General features: G+C 52.5%; 15 protein-coding genes. 5 read left to right on the forward strand and 10 right to left on the reverse strand.

The window, feature by feature from the left end:
* Nucleotides 1-70: 70 nt before the first annotated feature.
* The 7 genes from BMX91_RS03395 to BMX91_RS03425 form a co-directional block, all read right to left on the reverse strand.
* Nucleotides 71-757 (reverse strand): response regulator, encoded by a 687-nt coding sequence (locus tag BMX91_RS03395; protein WP_092049943.1) that lies wholly within the window; start codon nt 755-757, stop codon nt 71-73.
* Nucleotides 754-2,346 (reverse strand): ATP-binding protein, encoded by a 1,593-nt coding sequence (locus BMX91_RS03400; protein ID WP_092049945.1) that lies wholly within the window; start codon nt 2,344-2,346, stop codon nt 754-756. The genes BMX91_RS03395 and BMX91_RS03400 overlap by 4 nt, the downstream gene beginning before the upstream one ends.
* A 174-nt stretch (nt 2,347-2,520) precedes the next feature.
* Entirely contained in the window at nt 2,521-3,699 is a 1,179-nt protein-coding gene (locus BMX91_RS03405) for a hydantoinase/carbamoylase family amidase (RefSeq protein WP_245744276.1), read from the reverse strand.
* A gap of 137 nt (nt 3,700-3,836) precedes the next feature.
* A complete protein-coding gene (gene pdxA / locus BMX91_RS03410; RefSeq protein WP_407640869.1) occupies nt 3,837-4,805 on the reverse strand; it encodes a 4-hydroxythreonine-4-phosphate dehydrogenase PdxA in 969 nt (322 codons plus the stop codon).
* 31 nt (nt 4,806-4,836) lie between these two features.
* A complete protein-coding gene (locus BMX91_RS03415; protein ID WP_245744225.1) occupies nt 4,837-6,117 on the reverse strand; it encodes a four-carbon acid sugar kinase family protein in 1,281 nt (426 codons plus the stop codon).
* Between the two features lie 3 nt (nt 6,118-6,120).
* Entirely contained in the window at nt 6,121-7,113 is a 993-nt protein-coding gene (locus tag BMX91_RS03420) for a 2-keto-3-deoxygluconate permease (RefSeq protein ID WP_092049954.1), read from the reverse strand.
* Between the two features lie 167 nt (nt 7,114-7,280).
* Nucleotides 7,281-8,861 carry a sigma-54-dependent Fis family transcriptional regulator gene (locus tag BMX91_RS03425; protein WP_177168250.1) on the reverse strand — a complete coding sequence of 527 codons (1,581 nt, stop codon included), beginning with the start codon at nt 8,859-8,861 and terminating at the stop codon, nt 7,281-7,283.
* Nucleotides 8,862-9,235: 374 nt separating this feature from the next.
* On the opposite strand from BMX91_RS03425, the gene BMX91_RS03430 reads away from it, so the two are divergent.
* The 4 genes from BMX91_RS03430 to BMX91_RS03445 are packed head-to-tail and all read left to right on the forward strand — an operon-like array spanning nt 9,236 to nt 12,694.
* On the forward strand, nt 9,236-10,531 hold the full coding sequence (locus BMX91_RS03430; RefSeq protein ID WP_092049958.1) for a hydroxymethylglutaryl-CoA reductase, degradative: 1,296 nt from the start codon (nt 9,236-9,238) through the stop codon (nt 10,529-10,531).
* A 5-nt stretch (nt 10,532-10,536) separates the two neighbouring features.
* Nucleotides 10,537-11,088 carry a helix-turn-helix domain-containing protein gene (locus BMX91_RS03435; RefSeq protein ID WP_245744226.1) on the forward strand — a complete coding sequence of 184 codons (552 nt, stop codon included), beginning with the start codon at nt 10,537-10,539 and terminating at the stop codon, nt 11,086-11,088.
* A gap of 17 nt (nt 11,089-11,105) precedes the next feature.
* Nucleotides 11,106-11,342, forward strand: a complete 237-nt coding sequence (locus BMX91_RS03440; protein WP_092049962.1) for a hypothetical protein — start codon at nt 11,106-11,108, stop codon at nt 11,340-11,342.
* Nucleotides 11,342-12,694 carry a tripartite tricarboxylate transporter permease gene (locus BMX91_RS03445; RefSeq protein WP_092049964.1) on the forward strand — a complete coding sequence of 451 codons (1,353 nt, stop codon included), beginning with the start codon at nt 11,342-11,344 and terminating at the stop codon, nt 12,692-12,694. The genes BMX91_RS03440 and BMX91_RS03445 overlap by 1 nt, the downstream gene beginning before the upstream one ends.
* 188 nt (nt 12,695-12,882) lie before the next feature.
* On the opposite strand, the gene BMX91_RS03450 is transcribed toward BMX91_RS03445, so the two are convergent.
* The 3 genes from BMX91_RS03450 to BMX91_RS03460 are packed head-to-tail and all read right to left on the reverse strand — an operon-like array spanning nt 12,883 to nt 17,745.
* On the reverse strand, nt 12,883-14,871 hold the full coding sequence (locus BMX91_RS03450; RefSeq protein WP_092049966.1) for an acetoacetate--CoA ligase: 1,989 nt from the start codon (nt 14,869-14,871) through the stop codon (nt 12,883-12,885).
* Nucleotides 14,868-16,397, reverse strand: a complete 1,530-nt coding sequence (locus BMX91_RS03455) for a class I adenylate-forming enzyme family protein (RefSeq protein WP_092049968.1) — start codon at nt 16,395-16,397, stop codon at nt 14,868-14,870. The genes BMX91_RS03450 and BMX91_RS03455 overlap by 4 nt, the downstream gene beginning before the upstream one ends.
* A gap of 19 nt (nt 16,398-16,416) precedes the next feature.
* On the reverse strand, nt 16,417-17,745 hold the full coding sequence (locus BMX91_RS03460) for a short-chain fatty acid transporter (RefSeq protein WP_092049971.1): 1,329 nt from the start codon (nt 17,743-17,745) through the stop codon (nt 16,417-16,419).
* Between the two features lie 163 nt (nt 17,746-17,908).
* Here BMX91_RS03460 and BMX91_RS03465 point away from each other — a divergent pair, with 163 nt between their 5' ends.
* A complete protein-coding gene (locus tag BMX91_RS03465) occupies nt 17,909-18,502 on the forward strand; it encodes a TetR/AcrR family transcriptional regulator (RefSeq protein WP_092049973.1) in 594 nt (197 codons plus the stop codon).
* Nucleotides 18,503-18,597 lie beyond the last annotated feature (95 nt).

Below are 18,597 nucleotides of genomic sequence, written 5' to 3' on the forward strand. Positions count from 1 at the left end.
ATGCGCCGGGGTAACCACTCGCCCGCCCGATGTAATCACTCATCAAAAAAACGCCGCTCCGGGGCGGCGTTTAGCTGTTCTTGTTTATGAAGTATTTCCGCTCGGGTCTTCCTACGGCCCCGTATTCCAGGTCGGCGATGGCTTCGCTTTCGGAAATGAGGTATTCCAGATAGCGGCGGGCGGTCGTGCGGGAAGCGCCGATCTGTTCGCCCATTTCTTCTGCGGTGATGCCGGCTTCCAGTTGCTGAAGGGTGTCCCTGACCTTGTCCAACGTAAGGGGATCGATTCCTTTTGGAGTTTGGACCGGAGCCGGTTGATCTGCCTCAGCAGACACACCGAGCAGCCGGTCAAGCAGGTTCTGGTCAAAGTCCCGGACGTCGCCGAGCTGCTGCGTCTTCAACTTATATCGGGCGACCGCCTCGATAAACCGCTCCTTTTTCACCGGCTTGATGATGTAGTCGGTGACGCCTTGGTTGAGAAGCCGGCTGACGATGTCGTGCTCGACCGCTGCTGAAATGATGATGAAGTCGAGTTCAGGACGGATCATTCTCAGCTTCGGGATCAGTTCGACGCCGGTGGTGTCCGGCATAAAGACATCCAGAAGCACCAGATCGACTTCCTTTTCCTCCACCGCCTTCACCGCGTCACTGCCCGTCAGGACTTTCCCGACCACTTCCACCTCCGGTATTTCTCCCAGAAACCCTTCGTGGATGCCGGCAATCCTGAAATCATCTTCTACAATCAATACACGGATCATCCAACTCCTCCTTCCTGCTTTGGTATGAATACGGTGAACACCGCTCCGCTTCCGGGGCTGTTGTGCGCTTCGATATAGCCGCCGAGTTCGTCCACCACCTCGCGCACAAGCGGAAGGCCATACCCTCTTCCGGCTGATGCCTTCGTGGAGTATCCCCGTTCATAAAGCCGGTCCAGTTCCTCTTCAGGCAGGCCGCCTCCGCTGTCTGCGACTTCAAAGATGATTTCCTGGCCAATGTCCGTCGCAAAAAACGTAACTTCCCGGCGTTCTGCGCTCCGCACTTCTTCCATTGCGTTGTCGAGAAGATTCCCGAGAACCGTGACAATCTGGGCGATGCCGATGTGCCCGGGGAGCGGGCCGAGGCCGCTGTTGTCATCAATGTTTAACTGGACTTTGATCTCTGACGCCTTGCCGAGCTTGCCCATGAGGATCGCCTGCACGGTCGGGTCCTGGATCTGTGTGAACAATATCCGGTTCTGGCTGCGCGCGCTGTCGAGCTCGTCCGAGATCAGTTCAATGGCTTCAGTGTAATTCCCCAGTTGCATGAGTCCTGAGATGACATAAAGCTTGTTCGTGTATTCATGGGTCTGGGCCCTCAGGTATTCCGAGTACTCGCGCACCTCTGAAAGCGTGTCGACAAGCTCCTTCAGCTCGGTCTTGTCCCGGAAGCTGAATACTGCGCCCGCAGGTCGGCCTTCCCGTTCGACCGGCACCGCATTTACGATCACATGACGGTCGTTGATGAGCGCTTCCTCATTCGACAGTCGGGCATCCGGCCGGAGGAAACGCTGCGCTTCCAAGTCCGGTTGCACCTCATCCAGCCGGGTGATGTCCTGCTTTTCCGAAAGCCCGAGCAGCCGCCGCGCCGAATCATTCAGCATCGTGATCTCCCCTGCTTTATTCACCGCAATGATGCCCTCGTGTACCGAAGACAGGATCGCCGTCCGCTCGGTGTAAAGGGATGCGATTTCCGCCGGCTCCAGCCCCATCGTATCCTTCCGGATGCTGTCTGCGAGCCGGATGCCTCCGATCACGCCAACGACAATGATAAGCAGGGCAAGTGCAATGATCTTGCCAAGCCGTTCATAGATAACGGAGCGGATATCTTCTACCATGAACCCCACCGAGACAACCCCGACAATATTATCCTCATAATCCAGAATCGGCGCCTTCCCCCTGACCGAGGGACCGAGACTGCCGACGGCCTCAGAGATGTACGACTCGCCACCGCGCAACGCACGGTCATTGTCTCCCCCGACCATCTTCTTCCCGATTTTGTCCGGATCCGGATGCGCATACCGGATACTGTCCGTGTTCCCGATGACGACATACTCCGCACCAGACAAAATCCGCACCTCTGTCGCGATCGGCTGCAGGATCACTTCGGGATGCGCCTCATTAAACGCGTTGCGCACAGACGGCATCTTCGCCACCACCTGCGCCATCTGCAGCCCCCTCTCCCCCATCTCCTGTTCAATCCGCTGGTACTCCATAACAGAATAAAAGATGGTCAGGAGAAGCGAGACGAAAAGGATCAGGCCGGTGACCAGGCCGAGTATTTTAGTTTGCATGGAGACATTGGGAAACATGGGAGAGCTCCTTTGTATAGGCCAATCGGTTCAGGTCTTATTGCTTCTATCATAAAGGTTATTTAAGGTTGGATGAATAGTTGTGGGATAGTTTCTGTTTAATTCTTTAGAAAAAAGTAAAAAGCAGCACGCCCGAATTGCCGGACGTGCTGCTCTCTCTTTTTTAGTCACTTCTCACTTTTTATATTTCAACAAAGCCTCCAGCATGATTTCCGCCGCATTTCCGATATACGCCCAATCCGAGTCTTCTTCCGGATTGTGACTGATTCCTTTGATGCTAGGGACGAAGAGCATACCGACTTCTGTGTGATGGGTAAGGGTGTTGGCGTCATGATTGGCGCCACTGACCAGTTCCATCACGGGAAGATTAAGCTCACTTGCCGCTTCTTTAAGAACTCCTCTGACACTCTCCGAAAGCTTGCTCGCCTTTTTCTTTACGCCCGGAATGATTTTCACATGATAATTTGCCCTTACCCATTCCAGAATTTCTTTTTCGAACGAATCAATGCTTTCCTGATTTCCCGATCGGACTTCGAATGTGAGTTCCACTTCGCCCGGGATGACGGTAGCGAGATTGGGCATCACATTCAGTTGTCCGACGGTAGCGACAGTCCCATCAGTGTACTTCTTCACCGCTTGATGGATATGAAGGACAATTTCACTGGCATGGACGAGTGCATCATCCCGTGAGTTCATCGGCATCGTTCCTGAATGGCCCGGGGTGCCCAGCACTTTGATATGTGACCTGGAGATTCCTGCGATATTAGTGACGATTCCCGTCTTATTGTCATTCTCTTCAAGGACAGTACCCTGCTCGATATGAAGCTCAAGGAATGCCTTGTACTCGGGCAAGGTTCCGACTGCACGCCGGATCTCTTCTTTTGTCACACCGAGAGACTCCAACAAGGAATCATCAAACTCATCGGGGTCCACCTGGCCGGTCACGACGCGGCTGCCGAATGTGCCGCCCAGAGGATTTCCTTCCTCTCCTTTAAAGATAACAAGTTCAAAAGCTACTTCCGCATTGTCCATCTGATCTCTCAGTACCCGGATGCACTCAAGTCCTACAAAGACGCCCAGCGCTCCGTCGAAAAGACCCCCGTTTTTCACGGTATCCACATGGGATCCGAAGGCGATCACCGGGGCATTATCGGGTCCAATTGTTCCATACAAGTTTCCTATGCTGTCTGTTCTCACTCTGGCGCCATAGGTCTCCAATTCCTGCGCAACCCACTCAATGACCTGGTCCTCTTCTTTTGAGAAAGCGAGTCGTGTGTATCCTTTTTCACCGCTATTATATCGATTCGCAACTGTTTCCAATTGGTGTTTGATCCGCTCAACGTCAAGTTTCACTTTAGACAAGTTGCTCCCCCCATCAGTTGATTCGTCCGCAACCATTCTTTAAACGTGGCACACCTCCTGTGATAAAGCAATATGTCCTACACAAAAAAAGCAGACAGAGAAAAGGCCTCTGTCTACTAAGGCTCAGATTATGATTTTGGCGCCAAATCAACCGCTTGGCGAATCGCTTCCATCAGGCTTTTCTCATCGGCAATACCGGTGCCTGCAATATCGAAAGCTGTTCCGTGATCGACGCTCGTCCGGACAATCGGCAGACCGACTGTGATATTGACGCCTGCATCCAGTCCGAGGACTTTCACCGGACCATGCCCCTGGTCGTGGTACATGGCGACGACGATGTCAAAGTCGCCCCGGACCGCCCGGAAGAAGAGCGTGTCTGCCGGAAGGGGGCCGACCACATCGATGCCTTCTTCCTGAGCGCGTTCAACACCAGGAATGACTTTCTCTTCTTCGCCGTAGCCGAAGAGCCCGTTTTCTCCGGCGTGCGGGTTAATTCCGCAGACGGCGATTTTCGGGTTTTCCAGTCCCGACCGCCGGAGGGTTTCGTGCGCCAATTGGATCACCCGGTACACCCGCTCCGGGTTGATCATCTTAATGGCATCCACAATGCCGACGTGTGTAGTGACGTGGATGACGCGGAGATTCGGGGCAGACAGCATCATGGAGTATTCCTCAGTTCCGGTCAGGTCTGCAAGAATTTCAGTGTGGCCCGGGTACAGATGGCCGCCTTTTTGAAGGGCTTCCTTGTTGAGCGGTGCCGTACATATAGCAGAGATCTTCCCGTCCATGGCAAGCCGGATCGCCGTGGCCAGGTATTCAAACGCTGCATGGCCCGCTTCCGGTGAGACTTTCCCTACCGGGAGGTCTGCCGGCAGGAGATCCAGGTCGAGGCAGTAGACCGTTCCGCTATCTTCAGCCAAATCCGTCAGCTCGTCCTCTGTGATGGCCCGAACAGGAACTTCGCTCCCAACAAACGTTTTTGCGCGCTCCAGCATACTCATGTCACCGATGATGACCGGCCGGCAGATGTCATGCATCTCCGAGTGCTGAAGGCTTTTCAAGATGATTTCCGGACCTACTCCGGCTGCATCTCCCATTGTGATTCCGATGATCGGTTTTGAATTCACTTTATTCATCCTTTCCTGTTACCAAGCGAAGGGCACACGCAAGTGACGACGGGTTGCCGAATCCGCCGGCTTTTGTAACAGCCCAGTATTCACTGTCCGCTCCATACAATCGCCCGAACGGCAGTCCCGGTTCGACTTCATCAAGAAGCTGCATCCGATCTAGCCCCAGCTGACTGCACACGGTTTTCGCCGTGTCTCCGCCGGTCAGGATCAGCGCATCAACTTCCGGGTATTTCCGGATCAGTTCTTCTGCCGTCCGGCCCAGGCCTTCTGCTATTCTTTCCCCAATTTGTTGCTTGTCCAACCCGAGCGCCTGTCCTGCCTTCAAGGCAGACTCACGCTTGTCTTCACCCGATCCGACGAACAGCGCCAAATGCTTGTCCGAGGGACAGTACATATCTGCCTTCATGACGTCTCCCCGGACAAATGCCGCGGGATCCGCTTCGATCATATGGACATCCGGCTGCAGCCGCAATGCCTCCAGCTGACGGCGGGTCGCATCGGAAAGGCTTCCCGATACGACAAGCACTTTTTCCGCAGCCGGTTTTTTTGCAGCCTGCTGTTGATCAGTTGTCAGCTTTAGTGCGTCCGGCAACTGTTCGGCCAGCCCGCCTGAACCTGCCCAGACTATCGTAGACTCCAGCTTACCGAATCCTTCCGCAATGGCCCTCAGATCCTCATCGGTTTCGGCATCGCAAACAATCCAGTTCTGCCCTTTGCAGGCAGCCTCTTCTGCAAAACCTGCGATGCGCTGTGGTCCCTGTCTCACCTGATCCATCGGTAATAGCGTGATCCGGCCTCCAGCCGCCTTTTCGAACAGTGACGGCAGATACCCTTCCGTGACTGGTGTCTTCGGATCTTTGGCAAATTCCGTTTCGGTGATGAGCTGACCGTTCACATAATGGTTACCGTCCCGCGTGATCCTGTTTAGTTTCGGAAACGCGGGGGCGATGACCATCATGTCCGGTTTGCAGACGGCTTCCATGGCGGCCAATTCTTCGGGCACATTCCCTCTCATTGTAGAGTCCAGCTTTTTATAGAAATGTATGACGCCCATCTTCTTCAACAGACGGGCAGCCTGGCTGACTTTTTCAGAGGCAACCTCGGGAGCAGCAGAGCGGCTGTCGGTATCCAAGATCACGGCATCGGCAAGAGTCTCCCCCGCTTCTTCCTTTAGGAGGACCGTTGAGCTCAGGCCTTTTTTGGCCAACTGCACACCGCTGTCATTCGCGCCGGTCAGATCATCTGCAATGATTCCAAATTTGTTCCTCAACAATGACACTCCTTATCCTCCCGCTTTGACGAGGTCTCCCTCTTCAATGCGATAGCCTTTCTTCTCCAATCGTTTGACGAGGAAGCCCATGTAAAGCGGCAAGAGAATAGCCGTCGTCACCACGGAGGCGGCAACCTGTACCGTAGCCAGTTCCACAAACGGGGCAAAGCTGGCATTGGCAGCGGCAATTGCCGCCGGTGTGGCAACCGCATTTCCTGCGGTGGATCCTTCCGCCGCACCCACAAGCGGGTTCCACTTGAACGCTTTAAAGATGAGATAACCGGCAGTTCCTGTGACGAACACCGTCAGCAGGCCAAGAATAATCCCTGTCAGGCCGCCTTCAATGATGGCTTTAAAGTCGATTCCCATACCGAGCGCAAAGGCAAAGAACGGAATCAGCATCGAGCTTCCCTTATCCAGGAACACCCGCATTTCTTCATCCAGGTTACCGAGGATCATCCCGATCAGGATCGGCAGCAGAACAGCCACGAACGACACGAACGAGAACATCCCGTCAACAAAGCCCATCGTTCCGAAGATCGCCAGTGCGACCATTGTGAAAAACGGTCCATCATTCAGTGCGAGCAGCGAATAGGCCGCCCGGTCTTCTTTGTTTCCGTACTGTCCGACCAGCGCCATATACAGCCCGCCGTTGCTGTTGGTCATGGCAGCAATGATGGCAATCGGTGCAAGTCCGAGCCAGAGTCCGTTTGAATCCGCAAGCATGTAAGCAAGGAGACCGACCGCCGCTCCGACTACCCATTTTGTTGCAAGCAGCGTCGCACCTTTACCGACGGAAACCCCAAAAGAACGCAAGTTAATCTGTGCACCGGTACAGAACAGGAACAGTGCGATCAAAGTGGAGGCGCCGTCTACAAACAATGCCTCTGTAAAGTTCCCGATCCTGAGCAGATCCGGAGCCAATGTGTTGATCGTTGCCGCGAGCAGGAGCGGTACAACCATCATTCCGCCCGGAATCCGGTCCAGCGTTGCCTTGATCCTCATTTCTTTTCCCCCTTTTATATCCTCAATCCACAATAGCTTGCAATCGTTTGCAAAATCATCTTAGATAATCATAGTGCAAATTGCAACGAAAAATTCATAGTTAATTATAATTTTATTTAAATGGTTGCAATAAGCAACACTCATCATTAAAAAAAAGCTGAAACTCTTTAGAGTCTCAGCTTTCTCCATAGCGTGGTCCGGTTAATTCCCAGACGCTTTGCCGCTTTTGTTTGGTTTCCTTCTTCTTCCCGGAGCACCTGCTCGATGATGTTCCGTTCGATCTCTTCAAGAGTACCGGCCATTACGTTCGCGGGAGGGATGTTTTGAGACTCCGATTGCGGACTGATCCAACTCTCCACACCTGCCGAACTCAGCACCGCGCCCTCTGCCTGGCGGACAGCCTTCTGGATCACATCGGTCAGTTCAATTCCGTTGCCCGGCCACGGATAAGAAGCAAGCCGCTCTGCAGCGTCCTCCCCAATCCGGACAACCGGCGACCCTTCATCCTGATGGATTCTGGACACATGCCATGCCGCCAGCGCACGAATGTCCTCCTTCCTTTCCCTCAGAGGCGGGAGGTTGAGGCAGACCGCTCCGCCATACACACTGCGGAATCGGAAACCAGGTCCGGCAGCCAGGATAACGGTCAGTCCGCTCCCCAGCCATTCATCGGCCCTTCCCGCCAATAGGGCATGTTCTTCGGCAGTCAATGTTTCCAGCCCGGTCAGATAAACCGTTCGGATGTCCCGGTCCAAATGATGTGGAATGACCGCTTCCCCTGCCGGTACTGTCATCAGCAACCCTTCTCCCTGTTGACGGAGGTGATGAATATGAGCAGCCAAAGCCGACCTTCCTGTTCCGCGCTCTCCATGAAGCAGCCAAAGGCCTTTCCCGATTTGCTCATCAATTTCTGCCATCACTTGTTGCATGGCAATACTTTCTGCAACAATCACCGGAGGATGAGCCACAATCCGATAGTCTGCCTGTGTCGGGTTCGGATTGAGCCTCTCAAACAATAAGAGCGTTCCGCTCCCCACTTGACTTTGTATCGGTTTTGATGTGACTTTCATGTGTCCAGACTCTGTTTCTGTCATCCGGACAGTTTTTGAGGATGTCCATGTTCCAAAGGGATGGCCCTCCCCAAAAGCGGAATCCGGCACCTGTCCTACTGACCAGATCTGCTTGCCCTTCTCATCCAGAAGGACGACTCCATCGGCCTGGTCGGCTAACGCCGACTGAAGCATCGCCAACTCCCGCTTCATTCCGGAAAGGAGCCCATGAACATTTTTCGCCCGCTCATAAGCATCCATAATGGATTCCGCACCAGACTGGATCAGGATACTTTCCAGTCCCAAAGTTGTGGATGTGTTGACCGTCACCACATCCCCCATGACAAGACGGGTCCCTTGTTCTTTCAGCCGGCTGATCAGTTCGGCCACTTCCGATTCATGCTCCAGCGTATGGACCTCAATATCTAGGCCAAGAAGATCCACGATTATCCGCGCCCCTCCTGTAATACTAGAGAAGCCGACAATCGCCTTCTTGCCCGGATAGCCTTCCGCCACGGTCACCGCCCGCAGCACATCATAACCGGAAATATGAATATCAATCACTGGAATCGAAGTCTGGGACTTCAGCAGTTTCGCTGTTCCCCCGCGGCTCACAATGACATCCGCACCTGCCACTTCCGCTTCCTTAAGTGCTGATAGGGCATCCCCAAGGTTCCCTTCCCGGATCTCCACATTCATTTCCGGCATGCTATTTAAATGACTTTGTATCACAGTTTTCATTGCAGGATACGGTGTGATCCAATAACTTTTTATATTCATTCTCCTCACCCGCTTTTATCGTACCATGTTGAGTGGGGATGCGCTCTTTGGGTCTCATCGAGGCTCCCCCCTCCCGCCGAATCACGTTTCTGCTTGCTGACTTTTTTAGTCATTCAAATGTGTTAACTAGCATGTATTCATAACTTCATCACTGAAAATCCATTTTTCAAAATTCATTGACATCAAGTTTCGACATTGTTAGTATTCTTCATGAAAGCGCTTTTATTTTTTGCCCTTGAGTTGAATCCCATTCAACAAAGTTGAATATTATTTTATACCTAGGAGTGATTTCGATGACAAAACCGAGTTCGCGACTGCCTCAGTTTTATAAAAAGAGTGTTGAAGAGCGAATCGAACAGTTAAAAGAGATGAATGTTCTGGACGAGGAGACACTCGCCATCCTGACAGAACCGCAAGGATTGCCTATCGATATCGCCGACCGGATGATCGAGAATGTGATCGGCAATTTTGAGCTTCCGCTTGGAATCGCCAGCAACTTTATCATCAACGGCAAGGAGATTCTGATTCCGATGGCGGTTGAAGAACCGTCCGTTGTTGCTGCGGCTTCCAACATGGCTCGGATTGCGCGGAAATCCGGCGGGTTTGAAACTTCCTATACCGGTTCCATCATGATTGCGCAGATGCACGTGCTGAACCTTGAGGATCCTGAGAAGGCTCGGGAAGTGATTGAAGCAAGCAAACAGGAGCTCTTGGAAATGGCTAATTCATATGATCAAACCTTGCATTCTCTTGGCGGCGGTGCCAAAGATATTGAAATGCGCGTTCTTCATATGAGGAATGGAGACCCTGTTCTGGCCATCCATCTCATTGTCGATGTACTGGATGCCATGGGAGCAAACGCAGTTAATACGATGACGGAGCGTCTTACACCAAAGATTGAACAATTAACTAACGGTAGCGTTCTTCTCCGGATTCTCAGCAATCTGGCAGCCTATCGTCTTGCGAAAGCAACAGTAAGAATCCCGGTTGAGCATCTGGAAACTGATGAGTTCTCCGGTGAAGAAGTCGCACGGCGAATGGAACAGGCCAACGAAATTGCCGTGATCGACCCCTACCGCGCCGCTACCCACAACAAGGGCATCATGAACGGGATCGACCCCGTCATTATCGCAACCGGAAATGACTGGCGCGCAATTGAGGCCGGTGCTCATGCTTACGCCTCCCTTTCCGGGCAGTACCGTGCACTTACCGAATGGCATGTCGAAGACGGGGTACTCACCGGCTCCATCGAGATTCCAATGGCGGTCGGTATTGTCGGGGGCGCAACCAAAACCCACCCTGCTGCACAAGCCTCCCTGAAGCTGATGGGGGTTGAAAGCAGTTCGGAACTCGCACAGATCATCGCCGCAGTCGGACTCTCCCAGAACATGGCGGCTATACGAGTTCTGGCTACCGAAGGTGTTCAGCGCGGGCATATGGCCCTGCACGCAAGAAACATTGCAGTTCAGGCCGGTGCCGAGAAAGATCAGATCGACTGGCTGTCCAACAAGATGGTGGAAATGAAAGACGTCCGGATAGATACGGCAAAAAAGCTCCTCAAAGAATTGCATGCCGGCAAGAAAGAGTGACGTTTATGGCACTACAGACTACAGGACAAAAAATACGAAACCTGCGGCTCGGCAGAGGCATGACCCAGCAGCAGCTGGCCGACCAATGCGGGCTAACCAAAAGCCTGATCTCGAAAATTGAACATGGACAAACCGGTTCGGCTGTCGCCACTCTTTCAAAATTGGCGAATGCGCTGGGTGTAACCCTGTCCTGGCTTTTGCAGGAAGAAGATGCAAAGCCGCTGTCCATTACGAGAGTGAGTGAGCGGCAGGAAATCCAGGCCGGCGAAGAGGCGGGTTATCTTTATCAGACATTGGCCGTATCATCCAGTAACACCAAAATTCAGCCGACTTTTGTCCGGGTGTTGCCGGGAAATCGGGATCTTGTGCCCTACACTCATTCTGAACACGAATTTGTCTATGTGCTGCAGGGAGAAATTGACCTTTCCTATGACGGGGAACTGACAAGATTGCGGGAAGGGGATACTGCTTACTTTGACGGAAGCAGACCGCATGTCTTTTTGCCGACGGAAGACGACAAAGAAGCCAATGTATTATCCATCTTTATTTCCAACTGATCGAAGGGGGATTTCTAATGGAAAAAGAAAGGCGTTATTACGACGTCTGGGGGGATTCGGTGGATCTGAAGGATTTGCTGATTTCGATTGTTTTATGTATCACCGGTACACTAGGCGGCTATATCATCGCGCCGAATGAGCCGCCGATGCCGCTCGTATTCGGCCTTGCCGGCGGTGTGATCGCATTTATTGCCTGCAGTGTCTTTATCCGGCCAAAACGGAATGTTCATGCCGAAGAGGAGGATGCATCCTGATGGATCTCACGATTATTCTCCTTATGATCCTGGCCAGCGTCGGGGGCGCTGTTCTCTATACGCTCATCGGGATTGCACCCGGTACTGACGAGACAGCTGTTCTGGCTCCGGTCACACTGGCAATGATCTTGCTGGGTGTTTCGCCATATGTCGTACTGGCCTTTTTCTTCTCGGCAATCGTTGCAAAGAAGCTGACCGACTCCATTCCGGTTGCTGTCGCCGGTATTCCGGGCGGTGTCATGGCTGCACCTATGGTTGAGCACGCCATGGTCTTAAAGGAACATGGTCTGCCTGACGTGAGTATCAGAAAAATGGCTTCCGGCTCTGTAATCGGGACCCTGGTATCCCTTCCTTTAAGTCTCTTGGTCGCCAGCCTCATTATTCCTTACGCAGAAACCATCAGTAAGCATGCCGGATTGATCTTTTTCCTGGGAGCTGTCTTCCTGGCACTCATGGCGAGCAATAAAATCCTGTCCCTGCTCATGATCCTGCCATTTGCCCTGCTGATTCAGGGGCTCCGGCAGCTGTACTGGGAGACGGGTATTGTCCCGGCGGATACAACCGTCTTTGTTTCCTTCTTCCTTGGCATCACCATCGGACCGGTCGTCTTTAAACTGTTCGAACTGATGAACAAAGACGTTCGGGACAAGGAGTATACCGAGAAAGAAAAGGACATCACGTTCAAGCGCCAGCAGCAATACAAAGGTTTCCCTAACCCGTTCAAGATTCTGACCAAACAGGAAATCGGAACATCCGCAGCAGGTGCCGGCCTCGGGACCCTGACGTTCTTCCTTACACCTGTCGGGATGACGATCTTCTTGGGTGAGGCCCTGACCCGTCATATTAAAGACCCGGTCAAGCGCGCATCAAGAGCCATCTCGACGATGGACGGGCTGACCAATGCTTCCTATATTTCCGGTACTCTGATCCCTCTTCTGGCAATCGGACTTCCGCTTTCGCCAATGGCCATCGGACCGGCAAACGCACTGTTCAATGCACCGCCTGTCATGACGCCCGAGAATAACTTCCACCATATCATGTCGATGAGTGAGATTATGATTGCCGCAGTTATCGGATCGGCCGTTGCCATTGTCCTGACCTTCTATGCGACAATCAAATACTCCAACCAAATCTGTGCCTTCGTATTTAAGCGTATTCCGCACGAAGCACTCATTGGACTCTTTGCAGGACTCGTCGTTATGCTCGCATTCATGGACGCCGGCTGGGTCAATATCTTCGGCGTGCTGCTTGTTGCACTAATCTCAGGGCTCTTACACCGGTTTGGCGTCAACTATGGGGTGATGTTCATGGTTCTTTATGCGGCGCCTTGGTTGATGGGTGTAATTGGCTAAACCAAATCGTTACTATACAAAGAAGACGACACCGGACTTCACTGGTGTCGTCTTCTTTGTACCTTATACATAAACATCCAATCCAGGTAGCCACTCACCCTCCCAAGGTAACCACTCCTATCCCGTACACAAAGACCGCCCGGAGAGTCTTCCCTCCGGACGGTCTTCGAATTAGAGACATCTTTTCCTTATCCAAACAGCTTCTCTGTACTCTTCCCCTTTAATTCCCCCGCCAGCTCCATAAAGAACGGCAGCGATTCCGGGTTGCTCATGGAGTCCGGATTAATCACGCGTTCGGGCTCAAACCCGAGAAGAAGCTTCCGAATCGGCACTTCCAGCTTTTTGCCGTTCAGGGTTTTCGGGATGTCGGATACTTCGTAGATTTGGTCCGGCACGAAGCGCGGAGAGAGTTCCTCTCGGATCTGTTTTTTGATCTGGGCGGCCAGGTTCTCGTCGAGTTGGGCGCCTTCTTTCAATACAACAAACAGCAGCAGTGACGCCGTTTTTCCGATCATCTCAAGGTCGATGACGAGGCTGTCGAATACGTCATCCACGCCTGCGATGATTCGGTACAGGTCGCTCGTCCCCATCCGGACACCGGAACGGTTGATCGTGGAGTCGGAGCGGCCGTAGATGATGCACCGTCCTTCCCCATCGATTTTGATCCAGTCGCCGTGTTTCCAGATGCCCGGGTAGTCGTCGAAATAGCTTTCATGGTAACGTTCGTTGTTCTGGTCACCCCAGAAGTAGATCGGCATGCTTGGCATCGGTTTCGTGATGACAAGTTCGCCCACTTCGTCGGTCAGGGAATAGCCTTGTTCGTCAAACGCTTCTGCTGCCACGCCCAGCGACCGTCCCTGGATTTCCCCGATGCGCACCGGGTCGATCGGGACGCCACCCACGAAGCCCCCGGCGATATCCGTTCCGCCGCTGACTGATACGAGCCAGACATCAGATTTCACATGGTCATATACCCACCGGTAACTCTCTGCCGTGAGCGGTGCGCCTGTGGAGAAAACGGATTTCAGCTTACTTAGATCGTATTTCTCCTTCGGGCTGACGCCCATTTTGGATGAGCTGGCGATAAACGGCGCACTCGTACCGAAGAAGGTGATGCCGGTTTCTTCCGCCAGTTCCCAGAGGACATTCATGTCCGGATTCGAAGGGCTGCCGTCATATAGGACGATTGTTGAGCCGGCCTGCCAGCTTCCGACCAGCAGGTTCCACATGATCCAGCCGGTTGAGGAAAACCAGAAGACGACGTCATCCGGCCCCAGGTCATGCTGGATGGTCATCAATTTCTTGGTTTCCAGAACGATTCCGCCGTGGCTGTGGACAATCGGCTTCGGAAGTCCCGTAGTCCCGGACGAATAGACGATCCAGAGCGGATGGCTGAACGGGAGCCGCTCCGCAGCAAGCGGGACATCTTCCTGCAGCAAGCTTTCCCAGGCCATGCAGTCCTCTGGCACGTCTTCCTGGATATACGGGACGAAAATCGTATGCTGGACCGTCTGCAGCTGCTTCCGGATGGTCTCCACGTCACCGCGTCTGTCAAACGTCTTTCCATTATAGGAATAGCCGTCGACCGCAATCAGGACGACGGGCTCGATCTGGCCGAACCGGGTGACCACGCTGTCGGATCCGAAATCAGGTGCGCATATTGACCAGACGGCACCGATGCTTGCGGCTGCCAGGAAGCCGATCGCCGCTTCCGGTATATTCGGCAGGTAGGCCGCGACCCGGTCGCCCGGCTTCACGCCCATGTCCCGGAGGTTCTTGGCGACTGACGCCACCTGCTTCTCCAGCTCCCCCCAGCTGATCGAACGGGTCGGAAGAAATTCGGAGCGCGCATAAAGCGCAGGCCGGTCCGCTTCCCGGTTCGAGAAGACGTTTTCCGTGAAGTTCAGCGACGCCCCCTGGAACCACCGGGTCTCCATCATGGAGCTGCCTTCCAATACATTCGTATAGGATGGGTCACCGACCACACCGGTGTATTCCCAGATGCTTTCCCAGAACGCCTCCAGCTCATCCACAGACCACTTCCACAATTCCGGATACTGGCTGACTTCTACACCTTTTTCTTTCTTGAGCCAGGCTATGAAATCCCACATGACCGTCTGTTCAATTCTCTGTTTGGAAGGTGCCCAGATAACCTCCCCTTGTGCGGTTGCTGTCATTTCACTTCCCCCTTCACCCTCAATAAGTTTTTTTGAATCTTCCCGATAGATGTCCTTGGGAAGTCGTCAATGATCCGGAATTCCTGGGGCACTTTAAAGTAGGAGAGCCGTTCTTTGCAGAAGTTCTCCAATTCACCTTCCGTCACCTGTTCCCCGTCAAACAGTTTGATGTAGGCGACGACCTTCTCTTCACGCAGAGCATCCGGCTCGCCGATTACGGCACAATCTTGGATTGAGGGGTGATCGGACAGCACATTCTCCACTTCAATCGAAGAGATGTTTTCTCCAGCCCGCTTGATCATGTCTTTGTTTCGGTCGACAAACCAGATGAACCCCTCTTCATTCATATAGCCGTTATCCCCGGTGTGCAGCCAGCCATTCTGAAGGGTCTGTGCCGTCGCTTCGGGATTTTTTAAATATCCTTTCATCAGTGACGGGCTCTTGATCAGAATCTCTCCCGTTTCCCCGAAAGGCAGTTCTTCTCCATCAGGATCGGCAATTTTCACCTCATGTCCAAGCGCCGGCTTTCCGATTGGGACAATGCCGGTCTCCGGATCGCGGACCATCTCTTCATAAATGGGTGTGACGATATTGGTCGTGATGGACTCCGTCATACCGAACCACTGATACAGATGGATGCCAAACCGCTCCCGGAATTTCTGCAGATCAGGATAAGTGACGAACAGTCCATAACCCGCCCTCTTGAGGGAATGCCGCTTTTCCTTTGGATGTTCAGGACGTTCAAGAAGCATTTTGATCACTGTAGCGACGAGGCTGGATACGGTCGGCTTGTAACGGTCGACCGCATCCCAAAAACCGGAAGAACTGAACCGCTCCTGCAGGATGATGGTTCCGCCGGCGACCAAGGCAGCCATTGACGTGTAATACTGGGAGTTCGCATGAAACAACGGTAGAAAGATCAGATACCGGTCTTCCGGTGTCAACTGCTGATAGAGAACTGAGGAATGACCTGCAAACAGATAGTTCTCATGCGTGATCAGAACTCCTTTGGGCTTTGCCGTTGTGCCGGATGTATACATGATACACGCTGTATCCGCAGCATTTGCCTGACATTTCACATCATCATCGGTCATGCTGTGCCGTCCCTCTTCAAAGCTTCTTCCGCTCTCCTGGATAAAAGCCAGATCCATCTTTTCAGCCACTTCCAGATGACCTTCACCGACCAGCCGCTCTTCAAAAATGAATCCCCGGCTTTCCGAATGGTCAAGGAAGTACTCCAGCTCAGAGGGAGTGGAAGCCGTATTAACCGGGAGCATCACTGCCCCGAGCGCCCCGCATGCATACCACACATCGTAAAAAAGAGGAGAATTGGACAGGAATGCCGCGACCGTGTGGCCCTTTCCGATTCCTTTTGATGAAAGCCACCTGGCAGTGCGATTAGCTCTTCCAAGCATGTCCTGATAGGAGATCTCTTCATCTTCAAATAACAGAAATGGCTTGTCTCCATATCTCCTGGTCTGTTTTTGCAGCAATGTATATAGGGTCTGATTCCCATGTGTGAGCATGACCGTCCTCCTTACCTGGTCAGAACAATAAAGGTGCGACTGTTACAATTACGCCGGATAATATAAAGAGAAGAATCATAGAGACAAGACAATACCCCCAAATATCCTTCAGTCCCAGCCCAGACAAACCGAGTGCCGGCAGGACGAAGAACGGCTGCATGAGATTGGTGACAAGGTCCCCGATTGTCACTGTATTGACCGCGGAAGAAACAGAGATCCCCAATTGTTGGGCTGCCTCGACCATAATAGGCCCCTGAATTTGCCACTGCCCACCTGCAGAAGGAACAAAAACGTTGACGATAGCCGCAGAAAGGAAGGATAGGAACGGGAAGGTATATTCATTGGAAATCGCAACCAGGCCTTCGGTAATGACTGAGATCAATCCGGAACCAGCCATCATTCCCATGATTCCCGCGTAGAATGGAAACTGCAGAAGGATACCGGAAGCAGAGGGCATACCTGACGTGATCGCATTGATATAACTCATCGGAGTACCGTGGAGCGCAAGCCCCAGGATGATAAAGAAGAAGTTCAGGATATTCAGCTCCAGATTAAAGCCGTTTTGCGAGAAGTACTGAAATAACCAGATCACCCCAAGGGCTACGAGAATATAGTTGATGAGACGACTGTTGTCCATTTTTTCGGCAAAGGTGACTGCGTTTACTTTCTCTGGCTTCTTAAACTGCTCACTTTCTCCCTCGAAAGGAACAACTTCATCCGGCTTAGGCATCATTTTCAAGTACGCATACATGACGATAAGAAGCCCCAGGAAAGCGGTCAAAAGAAGGGTCGGACTAAAAATGGTTTCCGAAAGCGGGATGAGTCCAATCTTATCTTCCAGTGAATGACCAGGTGTGTTGACAAGGAGCGGTGCCGTGACCGTGATACTCGCCGGCAGTATTGCGACAGTCCCTGTATAAGCTGCGGCAATCAGAAGACGGAAGTCGGCTGTCTTCACATTTTTCGCCACTTCAATCGCGAAGAGGGTTCCCAACACAAAGCCAAGGCCCCAGCTAAGATATCCGGCAGCAGCTGCAACCAAAATTGTAATGAGTACAGCTGATTTCTGGTTTTTGGGGATGGAGGCCATCCGGATCAGGAGCTTCTCGACGGGAGGTGCCTTAACAAGGGCATAACCCGTAATTAGAATTAGAATCATCTGCGTGGTAAAGGCAAGGAAATTCCAGAATCCGCCGTACCAATGCCCAGTCATTTCAAACAAAGACTGTTGCGTGACGGTCATTCCGAGAATAAGAGTCAAAAACGTCAGCAAGATGGCAAAGATAAATGCGTTTGGCAGGTAGTTTTCGACCCCCACCTTGAATCGTTGCGAGACTGCACGTAACATCAGTTCTCCCCCTTTTTGAATACGCTTACATTTCTATTGAAGTTACTTTACAAAAACACTTCCGACAGGAATAATGAACAGACTGTAGTCTTTATAGATAAGATGACAGACCGCAGTCTGTTTGTCAATCGCATTTTATCAATATTCTGAAAGGTAAGATGATATGAATCTTCGTCAGAAACGCGGTCAGGAAACGAAGCGGAGGATCATTGAGACTGCCATCGCCCTCTTCCACGAACGCGGCTTCAACAATGTCACAGTCGACGAGATCGTGGCAGTGACCAACACTTCAAAAGGCGCCTTCTACAATCACTTCACGAGCAAACACGAAGTCTTCGCCGAGCAGTTCAAGCAGATCGACCAGTTCTACGTCGAGCATCTGGTGCCTAGATTGGACGCGGATCAATCCATCATGGAGCGGCTGATCCTCTTCCTCGAGCTCCAGATGACCTATATCCAGGACGAACTCGGCTGGGACGTCACCCGCACAATCTACGAACAGGAACTCAGCACGGAACGATCTTCGTACTTCCTCGACCCCGATAGGCCGCTGTACGATATTCTGATTGGCCTCTGCCAGGAAGGAATTGAAAAGGGAGAATTCAAAGCTGGCTACTCCGCCCATGACATTGTGACGGTGCTGATTCACGGAATGCGCGGCGTGCTGTACAACTGGAGCCTGAACCGCGGGAAGATTTCGCTTGTGAATGAGCAGCGGATGGTGTTCAGGGCGTTGTTGGATGGGTTGAGGGCTTAAACCGAATCACTGTTAGGAAAAACAGCCACGTCGCTGTTTTTTCTTTTTCCCAAAAAACTTCAACTCTCCTATTGACACCCCACGACCAACTCGCT

The organism is Bhargavaea ginsengi (genome assembly GCF_900109165.1).
Classification (GTDB): Bacteria; Bacillota; Bacilli; order Bacillales_A; family Planococcaceae; genus Bhargavaea; species Bhargavaea ginsengi.